We start from the raw sequence: 19,346 nt of genomic DNA, 5'->3' as shown, positions 1-19,346 counted from the left end.
AGGGTCAAGGAGGCGAAAGTTCGGGAGCGGCAGGTGCGGGCGCGGGAGTGACGGGAAGGGTCACCTTGGCCGCGGCGTCGGCATTGATGGATGCCTTGGAAAGTTGGAAGGCGTCGGCGAGGAATTGCTCTTCAAGCGCGCGGCGCTTCTCGCGCAGGAGTTGCTGGCGGAGGTTGTCAGCGACTTCCTCCATGGGACGTGCGCTACCGTCACGCGCGTCGGTCTTCATGATGACGTAGAAGCCATCGGTGGCTTCGAGGACGCCGCTGCGCTTGCCTTTTTCCAGGGCGCGGCCGGCATCGATCACATTCGCGGGCAGGCGGGTTTCTTTTGCATCGCTCTCTATCCAGCCGACGTCGCCGCCACGGTAGCGCGTAACCTGATCTTCGGAATGCTGGACGGACACTGGGCCGAAGCCACCGGTCGTCGCTCCCCTGCCCTCGCCCCCCCCGGGGTTCGCGTCAGCGAGCGCGAGGGCGTCTTCCAGACGCTTCTTCGCTTCGGCCTTGCGCGCATCGGAAGCTTTCGCGTCGGCGGCTTGGAAAAGGATGGCGAAGCGATCGAGAGGCTTGCGCGCGAACTCGGCACTCCGTGAATCGAAGGTCGCCTTGAGCTCCTCATCGGTCACCGCCACTTTGGCGAGTTCGACATCGAGCTGCTTCTCGCGCAGCCGTGCGATGATCACGCTCTGGACGCGGCGGCGCGTTTCCGGATCGTCGGCGATGCCCGATTGCTTGGCCTTCTCGACCAGCGCGAGGCGGTTGGCCATCTCCTTCAACAGCTCCGGTGCCGGGGGCACCGCTTGGTTGTTAGACCGACGCCACTCCGCTTCTTCCACCAAGTCCTTCTCGGTAATGGCCTGGCCTGACACGGTGGCGAGCGCGTTTGGTGCCGGAACTCCCGTCGCCGCCGGTTTCTCGCACTGGCTTAAGAGACAGGCAGCCGTGCAGAGGGCGATGGAGCGGGGCAAGGATCGGAGCAGCATGGGCAAGCGAGACAGGGATCAGTCGTTGGTTTCGAGCAGCAGTTCCACACGCATGGCCGCGACCTTCTCGGCGGACATCGGCTGCTTGGAGCGGAAGACCGCGGCACCGGGATCGTTCGGAGCGACCTGCGAGGTGATGTCCTCGATGGCATCCGGACCGGTCTGCCATTGGGTGAAGTTGGTGGAATATTGCACCTGATAGCCCATGTCGCTGACCCCCGGCTTCTTGCGGAAGCGCAGCGTGAGGTAGCCGTTCTCGACCGTCGCCTTCGGCATGCGGGTGAACATCGAGTTGTCGCCGGGCTGCGTGGTCTGGCTGAAGCCATAGTGCAGCAGCGCTTCATCCGAAGCAGGCACCCCGCGTGCGGCCAGCCACTCGTCGTAGCTGAGGCGCTGCGGAACCAGCACCAGCTCGGCAGCCGGCACCAAGCTCGCATAGGCGGAATCCGGCTTCACCGTCATGCGGATCGTCTTCGCATCGGCACCCGCGAAGTTGACGGTCGGCTTCGGCACGAACTCGATGACCTTCGTCGCTTGGCCCGCGTTAAACGTCACGTAAGGCGTGACCGTATTGTAGTCGGTGCCGCTCTTTGCCGTGCCCGCGAGGGTGAAATTCACGAAGACCTCCGACGAAAGCACACCACTGCGGCGGATGAGCACCGCGCCCCGCGCGTCACCGGCAACCCCCGCAATTCCCTCGATCACCTCAAGCGAGATCTGCGGCTTGAGATCCTCGATCACGATCTGGGCGGACATCGCGCTGCCCAGCAGGTAGCCGGATGAACCCGCGATCTCGAAATAGACGGTCTCATTGAACTCGGGTGTCGAATCCGCATAAGGCAGGATGGAAATCACGGCACCTGCCTGACCTGCCGGAATGGTGATCGACGAGGCGACACTCTGGTAGTCCATGCCATTGGTGGCATTGCCGCTGATCGAAAGATTCACGGTCAATGGCAGATCGAAATCGCCCTCGCGGGTGATCGTGAACTGACCGGCCACCGGGCCATTCTCGCTCGCCTGCGGCGTTGTCGCGGTGAGGGTCACGCGCGGCGGCAGGGTGATCGCACCGGATTCGATGTTGCCAGCGTAGTGGAGGTTCAAGACGTCGGCCGGCTGCAAGGTCGAGTTCTGCAGGCGGATCACGCGATCGGTGAAGCCGGAGTTCAATCCGGCTGCCGAGATCTCCATCAAGGCATCGGCACCGCTGCGGCGGATGCGGACGTAGTCGGTGAGCTTCGTCGAAAGACCATCGAGCACGCCGGCCAGGTCGATCACATCGCCTTGCGATGGCGCGAAGTCGGTGATCGTTTCCACCGAGGCCGAGGTGCCGGTAAAGATAAATGAGTCCGCGCCGGGACCGCCCGTGAAGGTGTTCGCGCCGGCACCACCGTGGAAGTAGTCCGCTGCGGCACCGCCCGCGAAGGTATCATCCGCGGGACCGCCAAGGAAGACGTGCGGGGTTTCCTCACCGTAGTTCCCGGCGTGCGTGGCATAGGCCGTGGCCGAGAGACCGGCGGTCGGAGCAGACAGCTTGTGCTTGCCCGCCGTGGCACCGAGGTCGGCGACGAGATGACCGTGATCGATGGCGAGGCGGCGAGCTTCCAGGCGCACGCTTTCCTCGGCCGTGGCCGCAACCAGATTGTCCGCGGGGTCGAAGAGCATCACCTGCACGGGACCTCGCGCTTCCGGGTTACCGGCGGTCTGGTCGCGCACGCCGACTTCGAAGGAGCCCGGGGTTTCGCCGGTGGCATGTTCGAAGACCAGGCGACCCGCCGAGACATCGGCCTGGGTGAAGGTCGCACCGGAGATGAGTTCGACGGAAGTTTGCGCCGGGAGGTGGGCGGCATTGCGCAGCACCAGCTTTCCGCCAGTCGGCGCCGCGTGAAGCGTGTAGGTGAGCTGGGCCGGCGTGCTATCGCTGTCCGCCGATTCTAACAAAACAAGCGACTCCGCCTCGGAATAGGCGACCACCTCGTGGGTCAGCAACAGCGGGTGCGTGCTGTTGTGAGCCGGGTCGCTGCCGGCGCGGTATTCACCCAGATTGTTCAGGCCGTTGCCATTCGCGTCGACCAGCGCATCGCCGGCATTCTGCTTGTCGAGGCCATGCTCGTCTTCCCACCAGTCCGGCATGCCGTCGCCGTCTTCATCGGGCAAGGTGGCATTGATCTCCAGATCCACACGCATCGCCGAGGCGCGCAGCAACTGGTCGAGATCGAAGACGGAGGTCGCTGGCACCAACATCTTCGCCGGTGCGCCATTGAAGGCAATCGACGAGTGCGATGCCGTGGTCGTGGTGGTGCCGAGCGGCAGCACCAGCGGCGAAGCCTGCTGGCCGAGCATCATCGCCTGGTGCGGGATCCGCACGAGGTAGGAGAACGAACCGCCATCGAGCGCATCGACCTCACCGGTCAGCACCACGGAGGAGCCATCCGGCTTCTGAATGGTCCAATGCAGCGTGCCTGCGGTGACGAGATGCTCGAGGTTCGGATTGGCGCGGTTGAGGATGCGTCCGTAAACGAGGGTCTCCGGCTCGCTGATGAAGGCGTGCGCGGCGGAGGTGCCGAGCAGCAGCATCGCGGCGGCTCGCGCCGGTCGGGAGAAGCGGTTCCTGGGAGTCATGGAAAAATCGGGGTGGGTGTTAGGTGCGTTCGATGTTTCCGCCTCAGCCGCCGCTCTGGCCGTAGGTGTCGAAGATCAGCTTGATGTCGGAGACCTGATCGACGAAGCGATCGAGGCCGGTGTTCGGGTCCGCATTGAGCGTCGCGCCCGGGATGATGAGCAGCCACTGGGTGTTCCAGATCGAGCGGCCGAGCAGACGCATGTCGCTCGTCGGCGATTCATTGCTGTCCGGATAAGCGCGGAAGTCGGAGAACCGGCGGGTGTCGCCAAGTCGGCCATTCACGCCATCCAGCAGCGGGATGTAGCCGCTTTTGCTAATCTGCGAGCTGGTCGCGGGGAAGGGCACCGGAATCGCTTGCTCGACGACGTGCCACGAGCGGCGCTCGTTCGGATCATCGGTTCGTGAGACGCGCATGATGTCCATGCCGGCCGGGATGAAATAGACCCGCGGCGCGGCGGCCAGATCGTTGAGGACGTTGTCCGTGCGATAGCCGTCGAAGACCACACCCACGCTGCCAATCTTGGTCGCGTAGTTGCTGGTGCTGTAGGCGTGGTCGCCACCGCTGAGCGGCTTGCCGAAGAAGTTTTTGCCGGTGCTGATGTCGGACGAGAAGCGGAGCACGATACCCGGCTGCGGGACCGGCTTGCCCGCGGCATCGACCGCGGAGGCAAACGGACGGCAATGCTGGCGGAACTCCGGCACCTGCCACAAGTCGGCCACACGGGACTTCTGAAGCTCTTGCTTCCACACCGTCTCGGAATCCTCGCCGGGTGCCGGGAAGTCATTCACCGGGCTGCCCGGCTGCGTTTCGCCACCCTCGAGGATGCGCTTGAACTCGCGGCGCATCGAGATGTCGCCGGTCTCGCGCTGGATGTTGTTCAGACCGAGCAAGCTACGCTGCGAGTCATGGTTCGCCTTGAGCTGGGTGAGCACCTGCGACAGGGCGCCAATGCTGCGGGCCTTGATGATGTCACCATAGGCATCGACGGGCGAAGCCGGATCGGTGAGCGAGTAATTCGTCTCGTAGTCGTAGGCCGATGCCGCGAGGTAAGCGTAGCGCGAGGCAAGATCGAAGGAGCTGCGGTAGGTCTGCAGCGCGTGATTGCGGGCCACCCGGAAGGTCATGTCCTGGTAGCGGTTGCGCTGGGTCTGGGCGGCGACGCGCTTGTTGAAGGCAGCGCGCTCATCAATCAGGCGGCCACCTTCATCGAGCAGGCTGCGATACTGGTCCGACAGCGCGCGCAGCGCCTGGATCTCCTTGAAGATCGCGACGCGCATGATGCCTTCGTCACCGATCGCGTCCTCGGCTTCCTTCAGCCACTCGCGGATCTCCTGCGTCCGCTCTTCGTCGGCTTGGGTGAGCGCGAGTTCGTTCTCGGCGATATCGAGCGAGATCTCAGCGATGAGCTTCCCGATGGTCAGCGCGCTATCCGCCGTGAACAGACCGGCGCGGGTGCCGGTGGCGGTGAACTCGATGCCGGAGCGGGCGAGCGAAAGCGCGTCACCCGGCGAGATCGCCAGACCGCCGGTCGGCAGGTTGACGGGCACGCCTTCGACGATCGCTTCCTTTAGTTCCCACGTGAGCTGCTCGGCGGCGTCGATGACCTGCTTGGCGGTTTCGATGACCTTGATCGTGTTGTTCACCGAGTACTTCACACGGGTGAAGATCTCGTTGCGACCCTGGTTGCGGCCGCTGGTGGTGAGGCGCGAGTTGATCATGCGCAGCACGCTGACCGCTTCACCGGTGACACCGTCATAAGCGGCGATCGCCTCGGCGATGGCGGCCTCCTGTTGGATCATCTGGTTGATCAGGTCCTGAAGCTGGCCGGTCGAGGCACGGCTGCCCCAATTCGGCGGAGCCTGGAAGGTGTAGCCCGCGGCGGTCACCGGCATCAGGTTGTTGAAGTTGGTGAGGTCGACCTTCGGATTCGTCAGGTCCATGTAGTTCACCGCGAAGGCACCGCTGGTCGTATCGGCCGCGTAGCTCAGCTCGTTCGTCGCGCTCGCGAAGGTCGGCGCGAAGATGTTTCGCAATCCAACGCTCACATCCTTCAGCGCGGTCTCCTTGTTCAGCACGCTGCTGCCGCTGCCGTCCGGCTTGGAAGCGAGGAAGGCATTGTAAAGATCGCCGCCATTGAGCGCGCCGCTGTCATTGAAGGTCGCGAAGCTCGCGGCCGGGCCGGGCACAGTGTCCTTATTGATCTGGCGCACCGGCACATACATGTAGAGCGCGAGGTCGGGGCCACTGTAGCCAGCCGGGTAGAGCTTGCCGGGTCCGACAGTGCCTTCATACGGCTTGCCGAAGATCGAGATGAGCTGGTTGCGGTAGGCGAGGTCTTCCTGGAAGGTCGAGTTGCGGAAGTCCGCCTCGCTGTTACCGATCTGGCGCAGCATGTTGCTGGCGGTGTTGGCATTGTCCCAGACCGTGGTGGCGTTCTCGACCATGCCGGCGGCGCGCTCTTCGATCTGGTCGAAGTGCGAGGCACCTGCGCCCTCGAGAATCGCCGGATCCAGGTCGAAGACCTGCGCGCCATTGGCCAGCCCGAGCGGGTTGTAGCCATGGTCCGCCTGATCCATCGTGCGTTGGATCGCATTGAGGTTCGCGGAGATGACGGGGATGTCGGCATTGGATTGGCGGTCCACCTTGCGGACGCCTTCCAAGTTCGTGTTCGGGTGCTGCGATGGCAGCAGCGCGTTCGCGGTGACCCAGTCGAAATAGGCGGCTTGGCCGGAGCGGCGCGACCATTCGTCCACGCCCCAGGCACGGTCGGCATTGCTATCGGTGTAGCCCTGCCACTGCGCCTTCGGATCGGCGACGTAGCGGTCGCGGTAGGTGAGGTTCACGATCTCCGCGGCGGCCTTCGCCTTCGCGGCGGCGGTGGCGGCGAACTTCCGCTCATCGAAGAAGTCCACGCTGATCACAATGTCCTGCAGGTTGTAGGACTCCGCGCGAGAGACCCAGTTGAAGGCAGGATGGCGGAGCAACTCGTAGGTCGAGCGCGTCGCGGTCAGGTAGTGGCCCCACGAGTCGCCGTGACCTTGCGGGAACATCAGCATTGCGTCGTCTTCGTCGATGAAGCCGTCGGCATTGACGTCGCTGACATTGTAGCTCGTCGCATAAGCCGCTTCGCCTTCGCCCTTGGTGAAGTTCCAGAACAGGCGGTTGTAAACCGGCCGCGCGAAGAAGTCGTCTACGCCGCGAAGCAGTCCCAGCTCTTCCTCGATCGGCGAGGACATCTGGTTCTGGAAGGTGAAGACCGAGGTCGCGAGGCTGCCGTAGTCGGCGCTGTCGCTGCCGTGGCCGATGGTCGGGTCCTGCGCATCCACATACGCCTCGTTGCCGAGCAGCGTGTAGAAGTCGGAGACGCGGGTGGCGGCAAGCTGCAACGCGTTGGAGATCGCCGGCGTCGAAACGGGCGTCGAGAGATCGATGCTCAGGTTCCGGCCGCGGTTGAGGACGGTCTGATAGAGTTCGATGAGGCCGACATTCTCGATGACGTTCTTCGCGGGATTGAGTGCGACCGGTCCTTCATAGCGTGCGCCGAACTGCGCAACCATCGAGGCCAGCGTGGACGGGGCGTCGCCTTCGAAATCGCGGATGCGGGCTTCATACGGGTTCACCGCGTCGAGCACGCGCTTGATCCAGCCTTGGGCGAGTTGCGCGCGGAAGTCCGGGAAGCCATCGAGTTCGGCATCCACGAAAGGCTGCGAGTTTCCAGCGCCGGCCCAGGTGAAGTTCACGCCCTGGCGACCGTTCGGCTGGGTGAGCTTCCAGTTGGTGCCGCTGGCCGTGTCGTTCTTGTGGCGGTAGCGGGCGAACCAGAAGGTATCGGCGAGCAGCGCTTCGGGGGCGTTCGGATTGCCCTTCAGGGTGATCTGATAGCGCGCCTTGCCGGCTTGGCCGGTCGGGTCGGGGAAGAGCTTCCACGGGTTCGTCTGGCCGGACGGGATCAGGTCGGGCGGTGGCACGTTCAGGCTGCCATCGTCCGGGCGATACCACCACTCGAAGACGAGGTCGTCGGCATTCGCACCGAAGTCACCGGTGGAGCGCAGGTTGATGTTCTCGTCGAAGACATTGTCGGAAAGAACGGTCTGGATGGAACCGCGGTAGCGCTGCTTGCGGTCCACCTTGACGATGTGCGGCGTGATCGGCGAACCACCGAGGGTCGGGTCGTTGTTCTCGACCACGGTGACCCAGCTTTCATCCGGATACTGCGAGCCATCGGCCAAGGTGCCGAGCGGGTTGAGGAAATCGCCATTCGGCACGAGCGCGAGACCGGGGCCGTAAGCGCGCATCGGCGACGGGGTGACCGGGCTGGCGTAGAGCACGTTGCCGAGCTGGTCCTTGAGGATCTTGCCATCGGGACCGTACTGCGGGGTCTTCATCAGGCCCGTCAGGTAATCGCCGCCGGCACTGGGAACGCCCTCGGGATTGCGGGTCGTGTTGTAGAGATCCGTGACGGCATTCACCCATGCGGTGCGGGCAGATGAACCGACGTCCACCAGCGCGAGGATCGCATCGCGCTCCACGGCGGTGAGGATGTTCGGCTCCAGCGAATAGACGGCCGGCGGCGAGGCGGTCAGCGTTGCGTCGCCGATGGCCTTGTCATTGAGCAGGCCGGAGAATTCCAGGATGCCGGGCACTTGGCTGGTCACGCCGTCCACTGTCACCGGGCGCGTCGAGAGCGGGTCGTAGCGCAGGCGCTTCTGCAGCGAGGCTGGCAGTTCATTGAAGACATACTTGCCCTGTTTCACCGTCGTGCGACCGCTGGCGGGCTGGAGTTCCGACGGGAAGTTGCCGACGGAAAGCGCGGCGGTGCGCTTGTCGAGCGCTTGCACCACGCGGGCGGTCCAACGCGACTTCAACTGGTCAGGCAGCGCGTCCGGATTGAGCGAGTCGAACACCACTTCGGCCGAGGCGAAGGCAGTCAACTGCGGCAAGCCCGGCGTCTGCACGGTGGTCGAGACACCGTCCTTCACGAGCACTTGTGTCGGCTTGTCGGCGCGGAATTCGCCGCCGGAGAAGGTCAGCGTTTCACCCGCCTTGAGCGTGGCCGGATTGTCCGGCCACTCGGACTTGTAGATGACCTTGTTGGGAAGGTGCTGCTGGAGATTGCTCGCGACAGCGCTGGTCTTCACCGAAGACGGCAGGAAGGCCACTGAATCGCCGACGCCCGGCACCTTCGGATTACGAGAGCTATCGTAGGCGGCGGTGTAGGTCGCGCCGTTCTTGTTCACCTTGACCGGCGGCACCTGCACCGTCGGCGGCCACCAGAAATCAGGGGCCAGCGGGTAGTAGAAGGAAACGTTGAACCACGCCTTGTCGCCACCGGAGATCGACCAGTACGAGCCGCGCCAATCTTCCCAGTAGGCTTCCTGGGTGAAGAAGTTGTTGCCGAAGGTCTCCGGTGCGGGGCTTGCGCCGATTGCGACACCGAGCGGATAGAATGGGATCACCGGCTCACCCGCCTTCATCGAGACGAAGGGCTGGGTCTTCAGGTTGGTGGTGCTGGCGGTGAAGTTGTTCGCGAAGCGGTAGGCCGGATTCTCGCCATTCGCGCTCTCCTTCTTGATCGCGTAGGCCTTCATCTTCACCTCGTCCGCCGCCACGTCGAAGAACTGGGCGAGCACGTAAGGGTGCGAGGTGTAGCGCGCGACGCCGCTGGTGATCGTGTTGTTCGAATAGTTCAGGTCACCCGCACGCAGCGCGTAGATCGCCGGCGGACGCGGCGAGACATCGAGGAAGCGCAGCGACGGCGCGACCAAGGCGTGCTCTTCGTTCGGGTTGTAGCCCGGTGCATTGAAGTCCGGCTGATTGTAAATCTGCACTGCCTGGATCCGCGACGGATCGTAAGTCGTCGCCACAGGCGTGGTGGTGCCGATCGCCGGAGCGACCATCTGGTCCAGATTGGTGGCACTCTTGCCATCGCTGCCGAGCTGGCTGGCGATGACGATCTGCGGCAGCGTGTTCGCCGCCGGCCAGACCGGCTTGTAGATGCGGGAAACGTATGGCCACAGAAGCGTGTCGTTTCTACGAGGATCGTCGTACCAGACGATGATCGGCAGCTCGCGATCGGCGACGCCGGGGTGTTCGTTGACCGCGATGACCGGGCCGGGCAGCGCCGACTTGTTCAATACCTTGAGCGAGGAGGTGTCGGCGCGCAGCAGCTCCATGTCATAGACGTCCTTGGCGGCGATGCCGTCCATCTTGGCACCGTTATAGATGAAGGGATTGTAGCGGGCGCGGCCGGTCAGGTCCAAGACGTAGCCGGTGCCGAGGTTGGCGAGGTCCACGGATGGATCGAGGATCTTGGAGCCCACGGTGACCTGCGTTGGAATGGCCGGCAGGTTGGTATCCCACGGGCGGGTATCCACCACGCGGACTTGGAGGAACTCACGCGGCTGGCCACGGCCACCGCTCTGGATCTGCGAGAACAGCAGCACCGAAATGCCGGGTCGCTCGGTGGTGAACTTCTTGTTGGAATCCACCGCTGCACCGGCGGTCGAGTACTTGATCGACTTGAAGCTGTAGCTGTCGGTGGAGTCCGGATCGAGCGCGACCGCCGGCGCACCCTGGATGTGCGGGTAGTGGCCGCGGATCTGGCGCTGCGGGTCAAACGGCAGCGTGGCGATCACACGGACCTCGACCGCGTTGTTAGAGGTCGTTCCCGGCCTCCACGGCACGGTGAAGCGTCCGGGAATGGTCGGGTAAAGCCGGGCGCTGACCGGGTCCCACTCCGCCATCAGCTCCGCGCCGGGCGTGGCACCGCCGGGAGCGATCGCGATCGGATCCGGCACCGCGTTGATGATCGGGTTCGGTGCCCGTGTGAACATCGCGGCGTACTGCGGGTAGTCCTCGAAGCAGTGCTTGCCGATGGTGACATTCACCACGATGGCACCGGCACCGTAGCGCCACAGCGTGCGCACCGGGCGCTGGAGATTCGCGATTTCGTAGCCGCGGGTGGCATTGGGGCCGCTGGTGGTCCAGGTGGCCACCGGACTGCCATTCACCATCGCAGGGCTGCCGGTGGTCGGGATGCCATTGGCGGGATCGATCTCACCCATGGCGGCGAAGTAGTAGCCGTCACCATTCACCCAGCCGGTGAGCGCCAGGCCATTGGCCACCGGCTCCTGCGCGGCGGATACGACCTTCACGCGGGTGCCGGGATCGAACCACGAAACGCCGTCCTGGATCGTGCGATCGACATCACCACCCGGGGTGACTTCATAGACCTTGGTCAGCCCGACGCGGGTTGGGTCATCCGCGTTCAGGCGCACGCCGTACTGGATCTGCCAGACGTAGGTGATGCCGGCGGGGCCATACATCAGGAAGTTCGGCTTCACCTGCTGGCGCGGCTCCACGGTCGCGAAGCCGAAGAACTTCAGGTAGGTGACATTCCGCCACAGGCCCTTGGCGACCGGCACCGTGCTGTAGGGAACATTGAGCGTGAAGGTCGTCGCCGTGACCGCCGTGACCGGGAAGGTGCCATTGTAGGCAGCATCGCCACTGCCGGTGATCTCGATGAAGTCGCCAACCTTGACCGAATGATTCTGCGAATTCGTCACCACCGTGCCGCCACCGCCGGCGGCATAGTTGGTGACGGTGCCGCCGCTCGAGTCGCGGATGTCCACGAGGTTCGGGGCAAAGCGGGCGTTGTTCTGCGTGCTGCTGACCAAGCTGTTAGGCGGACCGTAGGCGCGGTAGCCCTTCACCACGTGGCGGATGTCGAGGCCGGGGTGGCTGAAATTGTCGAGCACGTAGCCGTCGATCTGCACGACCGGCTGGCCGCCCTTGAGCACCCACTGGCGGCTCGCTGGCGGGCTCGGATTACCGGAGGCATCCGAGGCGAGCGGCCCGGCCCATGGTGTGCCGGCGATGATCTCCTGGCTCTGCGTCTTGCTGAAGTCGTGGCGGACGGTCAACGCATAGTAGTGCTGCCACTTCACCTGCACGTCGGTATCGCGGGTGATCTCGAAGTCGTAGTTGGTCGGGTCCGCGGTCTGCGCGATGTTGTTCACCGACATGCCGATCGCCACAAAGCGCTCCTCGGCCTGGTTCTTCACCGTCTCCGGGTCGCTGATGTACTGGGCGTGAATGTTCTTATAAACCTCAGGCTCGGCGATGATCTGGATGCGGTCGCCATGGGCCACCTGAATGTTGTTGTACTCGGTCTCGTCGTCGGCGATGACGAAACCATCGCGCTTCACGATGACGCCGCGCACGGCCGGACCGCCGCCTTCTTCCTCAGTACTGATGACCCGGAGGAAGCGGCTGGGGCCGCGGAAGGTCAGCGATGCCGGGTTGTCATTCAGCGTGCGCGAGGCATTGGCCGCACCGGCGTAGACGGTGGCGACGGAGTTTGCCGCGCTGCCGTTGTTGAAGAAGACGTTGTTGAAGTTCTGGACGTCATCCGAGCCGTCGGTGTCAATATCGACCTTGAAGGTGAAGGTCTCACCGGGGCCGAAGTTCGTGAGATTGAACGAGACGACATCGCTGCGCAGGCCGGGCAGCGGCTGGACGCGGACCGCGGTGCCGCCGGGTGGTGCGGTGATGGCCTGCTCGTAGCCGTCGAAGTTCTTCGCGGTATTGCCGACGGTGAAGTCGAAGCGGGTGATCTCCAGATTCGGCGAGTTGTTCGTCACCAGGATCGTCGGGACGTTCGTGTCGCCCTCGATCTTGACGGTGAAGAGGAGATCGGAAACGTCCGCCCGCGCGGAGGACGCGGTGGCAAGACCTAGCAACAGGCCGGCAAACAGCGTGCGGAAATTCGAAAGCGGGATCATGGGAAGGGTGAAAACGAAAGCGGGTGGGGAAGAGCTCAGCGACCGTTGAGGGTGTCGATCAGGCTGACGCGATGAAGCTGGAAGGTGCCGGCGACCTTGAGGCCGGTGTTCTTCGACGGGCCGAGCGGCTTGTGCAGGCCGAAGATCTCCTCGGCGTAGGTTCCGGAAATTCGGTCCACGCCGTAGCCGGTGCGCGACAGCAACTGGCCATCGACGGGCTGGAAGGTGAGGTTCACCAGGCGGCGGATGTCGAAGCCGGTGGTGTGATCCGGATGGCGACGGTGGCGGAAAGGATTGGTCGGGTGATTCGCCGGCAGCACGACCTCGGTGGCGAGTGCGGCACCGAAATTGCCGGACATCGGCAGCTCGGTGAGCAGCGAGCGCGAGGCAGCGGCAAGCACCGGCGCGAGCGCATTGATCGCCGCTTCGCGGGCCTTGTCCTTGATCGATGCCGGAGTGGCGAGCAGGTCGGCTTTCTCCTTAAGCGCCGCGGTGGCGGCAGCTTCAGCGGCGGTGGCGACGCTGCCCGCGAAGGTCGAGGAGCGGACGAAGTCGGTGTAGTCCGTGGACGGAATCGCAGCGGCGCGAGGGTAGCGGACGACCGAGTCGGACAGCGCTTCGCGGCCGGCCTTCTCCGCCAGCGTGGCGATCTCAGAGGACAGCGGCGAGTCGGACAACGCGGCCTCGGCGACGATGGACGAGAGCACCAGCTCCAGTGCATCCGGCGCGCGGGTGTCGGAGTACGACGTGAGCTTCACATTGAGCGCCTTGGTGCGGGCCTCGGAAACCTTCGCAACCTGATCGAGAGCGGCGCGGATCGCGGCGGTCTTGCGCCATTGGCCCCCGGACGCAGGAGCCCAGGTGCCCTTCACGCCGGGATCGCCGGTCGAGGCATCCCAAGGGATCGGGATTGAGAAGGAGTTCGCATCGACGACGGTGACGACCTGCTCGCCATTGTAATCCGCCTTGCCGGAGCCGGAGACCACGATGCGGTCACCGCTGGTGAGGCGGTGGTTGGTGAAGGAGATCCGCGTCGGCACCGCGGCTGGCGGCGCGAAGGCGGTGATTTCCTCGGGGATGTCCCAGCTTCCCTTGATCGCGGGATTTCCGCCGAAGGCGACAGGGATCGAGAATGAGTTCGTGTCGATGCGCGTGATCGTCTTGAGGCCGTTGTAGGAGGCCTGGCCCGCGCCTTGGATCTCGATGACCTGGCCATTGTCGAGGCCGTGGTTCGGGCTGGTGATCTTCACGCCCGAGCTGCCGCCACCGGTGCCTTCGAAGTTCAGGATATCGCCGGACTCGGACGACCACACGCCGCGGCTGAGTGGATCGGAGTCGAAGGCGACGGGAATGGTGAAGGTATTCGCATCGACCACCGTGACGAGGTGGCTGCCATTGTAGCCGGCCAGCGAGCCGCGCACCGTGATGCGCTCGCCATCGCTCAGGCCGTGAGCCGGCGAACTCACGCGGAGCGGCGCGATGCTGTTAGAAGGAGCGAAGCCACCGATCGCACCACCGGCCACGAAGGGCGTGGCAATGCGGATGGTGTCGTTGTCGAGGCGGATGATTTTGTGCAGGCCGTTGTAAGCCGAGATCGCGGCACCTTGAATGGCGATCTCGTCGGTACTGACAAGGCCGTGCGCCGTGGAAACGGCAGCCACGGCGGCACCGGAGTCGGCGCTTTGGAAAGTACTGATCGGCTTGAAGGCGATGCCTTCCGCGGTGCTCGCGACTTTCCCGGCAGCGGCTTCGATCGCGTCGCCCAGCAACTCGCCGGCGAGGAAGCGGTCGTAGCCCTGATCCGTCTCGGCGAAAGCGGCGGCGGTATTGAGCGCTGCTTGCTCGCGCTGCTGCTGGGTCGCCGACGGCGGCAAGGCGGCAAGCGAGGCTTCGATCGCATCGATCATCTCGATGCCGCGGGTGTCCTGATAGAAGGAGCCGTTTTTGAGGGCATTCGCCGCGTTGCGGGCGGCGGATGTGGAAGTGCCATTGGCGATCGCGCGGACCTTGATCGCGTCGAGATTGGCTTGCAGGAAATTCGAAAACGCCTCGGCGGCATCAGCCTGAGTGATGACCGGCGTGGCGGCATTCTGGGCCGCGGTTTTGACAGTGGCCTTGGTGGCGCCGGATTGGGTGGCAGCGGTGGTCGCGGCGGCCGCGGCACGCTCGATGACCTGATTCACCGCGGCGGTTGCCTTCGCATCGCCGAAGTCGAAGACCACGCTGGAGATGCGGCTGGCCGCTTGCGCAGGAAAGGAACCGTAGAGCCGCTCATCGGTCACCAGCGCCATGTCGCTCTCGGTCTTCTGGAGGTCGGACTTGCGGGCGAGGATGGCCACCTGCTTGAGCAGGCTGGCGCGGCCCATCGCATCGACATGGACGATCACGCGGAAATTCGCGGCGTCGAAGGTCGGCGTGGGCGTGTTCGGGTCGGGTGCGCGCGGGATGTTTTGGGCATCGAGCGGCACGGTCACCTCGTTGACCTTGCCGAGCGCCACCTCGCCGACCCAGAGGCCGCGGTAGGGGCTGGATTCGGCGGATGAATTCGCCGTCGCGGCGGTCCAAAGGGCACACGCCAGCAACGAGGAGAGAGAAAAGGAGGACTTCATGTCGAAGGAGGAGAGGGAAGAATCAGTCGCCAAGATCGTCGCGGCGGCCCGACACCGGCACCCAGGTCTCCGTCCCGAGATCGGTGGTGATTTTCAAAAGCGAGCCCTGCAGCGGACGGAGCAGTTCGCCGCTGCGGCACTCGAAAGGAATGGCGATCGCGCCGGCGATCTCGAGCGCCGGCAGGGGCTGCTGCCACGCGGCGGCGGGCAGGTTCGCGGGCACCGACTTCACCGGGGCTTCCGGGTCGCCGTAAGTCTTGATCAGGATCGAAAGCGGCAGCGGTGAGGCATCGCCCGCGATGTGATGGATCGTTGGCGTCAGCGGATGCGGAGCTTCATTGCGAAGGGTGAGATCGGCCGGTCCCTTGCCCAGCGCGAGCACGCCACCGGTCACCTCGGCGCGCAGCGGGCCTTGGTAGTCCGAAGGGCCCTTGCAGTAGATCCAGAAGGCCTCACCCGAGCGCATCGACTCGGCGGTAGGCTGGAGCACCTGCTTCCAGCGGCCATTGACCAGGCGATAGATCGCTTGGTTCTTGTGAGCCTTCGAGCCCGCGAAAAATTGGGCGAACGTCGGGCCACCGACCGCCGCGATTGGGAAGCCGGTGAAATTGAAGGCATCGGGCTGCCAAGCCACCGCATCACCGGTCACCCGGCCCTTCGGCCGCCACTGGCAATCCGCTTTCGCGTGGACGAGGTAGGCGCGGTTGCCATCGATCGCATCGAGCGACTTCAGGAAAGCTTCCGGCAGCTCTGGCGCGTACCACACGCCCCAACCCTGTGCCTTGGTCAGATTGACGGCGGGATCGGTGACAAATTGCTGGTTGCCCGGGTTTTTGAAAAGCGTCGCCACCTTGTCGACGGGCACCCCGGCGAACACCGAGGTGGGCGCATCATCGGCTGGATCGACCTCGAGGTAGACCGCGTTCCAACCCTTGTGCAGAGTAATTTCCTGTGTCCGCTGGTGGCCGGGGAACTCATCCTGGGCATGAAGGGAAACGCTCCCCGCGGCGAAAATCGACGACAGGACGAAGGGACGGGCGTACGCCCGGAGCGCGGCTCGGATCATGGAGGAGGAAGGGTGGGAGCAGAATCGGCGTGTGGAGATGGGTGCCGCCGAAGCTGAGACGCGCTTAGCTATCCACTTCAGTCAAATATTCAAGGAATCTTAATCATATGGCTGATTTTCCCCCTCCCCGTCTTAAATTCCCCGCGGGCATTTTGCGAAAGCGTGCAAGTGTCCCGGAAAAGCATCACTCGGCGGACGAATCTTCCCCTTCCTTGGCGAGCTCGCGCTCCAACACTCTCATGGCTGTCTCCCGAACGGCACCAGGTGGAAGATCGCGAAGCGTGGTCGCTGCCGACTCATCGTTCGCTAGCCAGAGTGCCAAGCTCGAGGCGCGCAGCGCTTCCCATTCTCCGCCTTCCGGCAATTCCAAGGCCCAAGTTCCCCAAGCCGAAGCATCGGCCGGGGAGAGTTCGATGGATTCTGATACCCATGCCCTGAGGCCGGCCGCCGCCATCGACTCAAGAAAGCCTTGAATCTGCGAAGCGTCGGTGGAGCCCGCCTCCATCTCTTCATCGGACGCGGACATGGCCCCTTCAAAGGCCTCGTCGCGGAAAGGCTCGGGAACTGCCAGAATCAGCTCACCCCGCTCTATCCACGCCACCTCGGCAGAGAGTGCCTCGCCGAACTCCTTCGCCATCGGCGGACCCAGTGCCTCCAAGCTCTTCAGGTTCTCTACGGCTTCCGTCCAACGCCCGGCTTCCAACTGGGTTTCCATGACGCCGGCGCGAAAGGCATCCTTTGCCGGCCCATCCGGCAGTTCCTCAAGGCGGCCGATGAACTCCGGATCCACCGCCGCACCCCGTGCTGCGATGCTGATGAAATGGGCCGGAGGGATTCCCGGCTCGCTTCCAAAGACCTCAAATGCACGACGCGGATCGAGATGCCCTGCCATCTCCCCCATCAGACCCATGCCGCCATGGTCCTTGGCGAACCTTGCGAGTAACTCCGGTCGCTCCGTCCCAATCTCGCTCACCACCAAATCTTTCCAGCCTCGGGGAGCCGCACGGCCCTCGAAGAAACGTAGGAAATGCCGGGGATCCTCCCTTGCCCACCGGCCGAGTAACTCACCCCTTGAATGATAGCGGGCCCAAGGATCCAGATCCCGTTCTGCCAAGAGCCGCCAAGCCAAGGAAAACGAGGTCCCCTCCTCCTGGTCCACGCCCGATCCCGATGAGGAACGGGGCTTACGACGTTCTTCGTCCTGTCTCCCCGCTCGTTCCGATTGCAAGGAAGCCGCCACCAGGAAGCCGACGAGCGCCGATAGCAAGTATCCTGCGGCCCGTTTCACGGCTCCTCCTTTCCCGCAAGCGCTTCTTCGATCCGCCGCCGCAATGGATGCCGGGCAGGCAGCTTGTCCAAGGCCGCCGCGGCCTGGTCCGGAGCCCAAGCCTGCCACGACATGAAGTCTCCGGTGAGCGAGCCGGGCTCCGAGGTGTTCGCTGGAAGCAAGGCCGCCGCCTCGAAAATCCGTTCCAAACACGGCTCGTTGTAGAACATCGACTGCAACGCTTCCTGGCCCAATTGCTCCAAGCGCTCGGGGCTGATCTTCCCCTCCGCGTATTTCAGGGCACCCGCTGGATCGGTCGACACTGCCTCCTCAAACACGGCCTCGGCGAATAGTTCCGGATAGTGTTCAGAACCCGGCAACCGCGACGCCAAGTCCCGCGCCACCTCGTCCACCGCGATCCTCCCGTCGGCGAGCTGCTCCATCATGTCCGGCCCACGGTCTAGAAGCCGCTCCATGTGAGAGGTGAGCGCTCTCCGTGCATCCCTCGGCTCCAAGCCCTCCGGCAAGCTTTTGTCCGGTGCCCGACCCATTTGAGCCGGAAGTTCCTGGTAAGGATCGTCCGAGGTGTCGATGGCCTCCATCGTCTCTTTCTTCAAATCCTCCGGCACCCGTTCCCACGGTGCTTCGCGCATGGCCGAGGCGAGCGCATCGGTCCAGATGGGGTGTTCGCTCGTTTGTTCCAGGAACTCCAGCCGCAGGTCCTCCGGCCAGTCTTGAAAAATCCGGCGAACCACTTCGCCCGGGTCGGTGCAAATCCACTCGCCGAGGAACTCCCGTACCAAGGAGCCGTGGTGATAACTGTCAAAGGCCTTCGGTGAATTCGTCCAAGTCCGGAGCAGCCCCTCGAGGTCGCCGTTCCGACCCATTCGCTGCCCCAAGGAAGCCAACATTTGAACGCGGATTGTCAGGGGAACCTGCGGGTCCGCGGCCCATCGCTCCAATGTGGACCCGGACAGCGCTTCAAGGGCATCCTCGATCGCATCCGTGCCGTGCAGCGCCTCCCTTTGGCATACTTCGGCAAGTGCCCGGTCCTCGTTTTGGAGAAAGAGTCCCAGCACCATGGCCGACAAGTCCTCTTCATCGTTCCGGAACAGCTTGTCCTCAATCTTCTCCAGCAGTTGCCCGTCGGCCTGATGAATCGCTGCCGCCTTCAAGAAGGCGTCCACCTTACCCTGCCACTCCGCGAGGATGCCGGCCCGATTCGCCAGCGCTTCCTCCGCTGCCGACCGCGGGCTTCGGGGCTTTGCCTTCGTCGCCACCCTAGGCCGCGGGCTCTCAGTCAGGATCGCCTGATCGACCAGCTCCCGAGCCCGGCGATTCACCGCCTGGCGGCGGTCTTCCGTGGGGACGGACATCTCGTTCACCGGTCCGGACCGCGGGGGGGATTGAAGATTCCACGCATGCCACAGCACCACCCCGGCCATCCCACATAGGCTATGGGTTGCGATCGAACGCCAGATGTCGGAGAGCGCCATCGTTCCCTCCATGCTCTCCGGCATCCGCGCCGGGTGCAATCTCCCAGTCACTCGCGAGACTTGGCGCTTCTCAGCCGGAACATTCCCCCGCTAGCCTGAGCCATGCGCAATCTTTTCGGCTCCCTGGTGCTCGTCGCCATCCTCACCGGCTGCGGCGGCACCGGCATTCCCACCGACGGGAACATCCAAACGGGTGCCGAGCCAGCCGAAGGCGGGATCTCCGAGGTGCCGAATCCCACGCCAGCCATGGCCGCGAAGAGCAAGACCTCGCTCGAAAAGCTACAGCACGGCCACGTGACCTACATGCTGAAATGCGGCGAGTGCCACAATTACATGATCCCCAAGGACGTCGACGTGGACGAATGGGAGGACGCCATGCCCAAGATGATCCGCCACGCCGGTCTCGCGCCGGACGACGAAAAGGCGGTGCTCTCCTACGTGCTGGCGGTGAAAGCGCAGTGAGGCTCTCCTCGAAACGAAAAAGCCGGGAAGGTCACCCTCCCCGGCCTTTCACTT

At 64.1% G+C, this 19,346-nt stretch carries 8 protein-coding genes; 1 reads left to right on the top strand and 7 read right to left on the bottom strand.

The annotated features are described in order from the left end of the window. Window positions 1-4 precede the first annotated feature (4 nt). The 7 genes from OKA05_RS06190 to OKA05_RS06160 all read right to left on the bottom strand — a co-directional run bounded on the left by OKA05_RS06190 (window position 5) and on the right by OKA05_RS06160 (window position 18,710). Entirely contained in the window at window positions 5-985 is a 981-nt protein-coding gene (locus OKA05_RS06190) for a peptidyl-prolyl cis-trans isomerase (protein WP_264486244.1), read from the bottom strand. A gap of 18 nt (window positions 986-1,003) precedes the next feature. Next, entirely contained in the window at window positions 1,004-3,607 is a 2,604-nt protein-coding gene (locus OKA05_RS06185) for a Calx-beta domain-containing protein (protein WP_264486243.1), read from the bottom strand. A 43-nt stretch (window positions 3,608-3,650) separates the two neighbouring features. Beyond that, a complete protein-coding gene (locus tag OKA05_RS06180; RefSeq protein ID WP_264486242.1) occupies window positions 3,651-12,392 on the bottom strand; it encodes a hypothetical protein in 8,742 nt (2,913 codons plus the stop codon). Window positions 12,393-12,427: 35 nt separating this feature from the next. After that, complete coding sequence (locus tag OKA05_RS06175; protein WP_264486241.1) at window positions 12,428-15,001, bottom strand: hypothetical protein; 2,574 nt, start codon at window positions 14,999-15,001, stop codon at window positions 12,428-12,430. Between the two features lie 22 nt (window positions 15,002-15,023). Further along, a complete protein-coding gene (locus OKA05_RS06170; protein WP_264486240.1) occupies window positions 15,024-16,067 on the bottom strand; it encodes a hypothetical protein in 1,044 nt (347 codons plus the stop codon). A 184-nt stretch (window positions 16,068-16,251) separates the two neighbouring features. Next, window positions 16,252-17,040, bottom strand: coding sequence for a hypothetical protein (locus OKA05_RS06165; protein ID WP_264486239.1), 789 nt, complete (start codon window positions 17,038-17,040; stop codon window positions 16,252-16,254). A gap of 311 nt (window positions 17,041-17,351) precedes the next feature. Further along, window positions 17,352-18,710 carry a hypothetical protein gene (locus OKA05_RS06160; protein ID WP_264486238.1) on the bottom strand — a complete coding sequence of 453 codons (1,359 nt, stop codon included), beginning with the start codon at window positions 18,708-18,710 and terminating at the stop codon, window positions 17,352-17,354. Window positions 18,711-18,932: 222 nt separating this feature from the next. Here OKA05_RS06160 and OKA05_RS06155 point away from each other — a divergent pair, with 222 nt between their 5' ends. Then, entirely contained in the window at window positions 18,933-19,292 is a 360-nt protein-coding gene (locus OKA05_RS06155; RefSeq protein WP_264486237.1) for a hypothetical protein, read from the top strand. Window positions 19,293-19,346: the final 54 nt, after the last annotated feature.

This window comes from Luteolibacter arcticus (assembly GCF_025950235.1).
Classification (GTDB): Bacteria; Verrucomicrobiota; Verrucomicrobiia; order Verrucomicrobiales; family Akkermansiaceae; genus Haloferula; species Haloferula arctica.
This window is presented reverse-complemented; position numbering and strand designations above follow the sequence as displayed.